This is a genomic window from Streptomyces sp. NPDC051963, from assembly GCF_044593495.1.
Taxonomy (GTDB): domain Bacteria; phylum Actinomycetota; class Actinomycetes; order Streptomycetales; family Streptomycetaceae; genus Streptomyces.
Map to the genome: position 1 here is coordinate 1 of NZ_JBIUCC010000032.1, position 1,633 is coordinate 1,633.

Sequence of the window (1,633 nt, forward strand, 5' to 3'; positions counted from 1 at the left end):
CACACCACCGCGGGCAAGCTCGCGGATCTCCAGCGCCGTATCGAGGAAGCGACGCACGCCGGCTCCGCACGCGCCGTCGAAAAGCAGCACGCCAAGGGCAAGTTGACGGCCCGTGAGCGGATCGAGCTCCTGCTCGACGAGGGGTCCTTCGTCGAACTCGACGAGTTCGCCCGGCACCGCTCCACCAACTTCGGCCTGGAGCACAACCGCCCGTACGGCGACGGGGTCGTCACCGGCTACGGCACCGTCGACGGCCGCCCGGTCGCCGTCTTCTCCCAGGACTTCACCGTCTTCGGCGGGGCCCTCGGCGAGGTCTACGGCCAGAAGATCGTCAAGGTCATGGACTTCGCCCTGAAGACCGGCTGCCCGGTCATCGGCATCAACGACTCCGGCGGCGCCCGCATCCAGGAGGGCGTGGCCTCGCTGGGCGCGTACGGGGAGATCTTCCGCCGGAACACGCACGCCTCCGGCGTCATCCCGCAGATCAGCCTTGTCGTGGGTCCCTGCGCGGGCGGTGCGGTCTACTCCCCCGCGATCACCGACTTCACGATCATGGTCGACCAGACCTCGCACATGTTCATCACCGGACCGGACGTCATCAAGACGGTCACCGGCGAGGACGTCGGCTTCGAGGAGCTGGGCGGCGCCCGCACCCACAACTCGACCTCGGGCGTGGCCCATCACATGGCCGGCGACGAGAAGGACGCGATCGAGTACATCAAGCAGCTGCTGTCGTACCTGCCGTCCAACAACCTGAGCGAACCCCCGGTCTTCCCGGAGGAGGCGGACCTCGCCCTCACCGACGAGGACCGCGAGCTGGACGTGCTGGTCCCCGACAGCGCGAACCAGCCGTACGACATGCACACGGTGATCGAACACATCCTGGACGACGCCGAGTTCTTCGAGACCCAGCCGCTGTACGCGCCGAACATCCTCACCGGCTACGGCCGCGTCGAGGGCCGCCCGGTCGGCATCGTGGCCAACCAGCCGATGCAGTACGCCGGTTGCCTGGACATCAAGGCCTCCGAGAAGGCGGCCCGCTTCGTCCGCACCTGCGACGCCTTCAACATCCCGGTCATCACCTTCGTCGACGTCCCCGGCTTCCTGCCCGGCGTCGACCAGGAGCACGACGGCATCATCCGCCGCGGCGCCAAGCTGATCTACGCCTACGCGGAGGCGACCGTCCCGCTGATCACCGTCATCACCCGCAAGGCCTTCGGCGGCGCCTACGACGTCATGGGCTCCAAGCACCTGGGTGCCGACCTCAACCTCGCCTGGCCGACCGCCCAGATCGCCGTCATGGGCGCCCAGGGCGCGGTCAACATCCTGCACCGCCGCACGATCGCCGAGGCGGAGGCCGCCGGCGACGTGGAGGCGACCCGGGCCCGCGTCATCCAGGAGTACGAGGACGCCCTCCTCAACCCCTACATCGCGGCCGAGCGCGGCTACGTCGACTCCGTGATCATGCCGTCCGACACCCGCCGCCACGTCGTACGCGGCCTGCGCCAACTCCGCACCAAGCGCGAGTCCCTGCCCCCGAAGAAGCACGGCAACATCCCCCTCTAGGAGCCACCATGACCATCAAGGTCGTACGGGGCAACCCGACCCCGGAGGAACTGGCCGCCGCCCTGGC

The 1,633-nt window shown here is 68.8% G+C and carries 1 protein-coding gene; it reads left to right on the top strand.

Annotated elements, in window-relative coordinates; translation table 11 throughout:
- Nucleotides 1–1,566, top strand: a 1,566-nt coding sequence (locus ACIHFB_RS45825; RefSeq protein WP_400130034.1) for an acyl-CoA carboxylase subunit beta, incomplete at its 5' end; no start/stop codon positions are given.
- Nucleotides 1,567–1,633 lie beyond the last annotated feature (67 nt).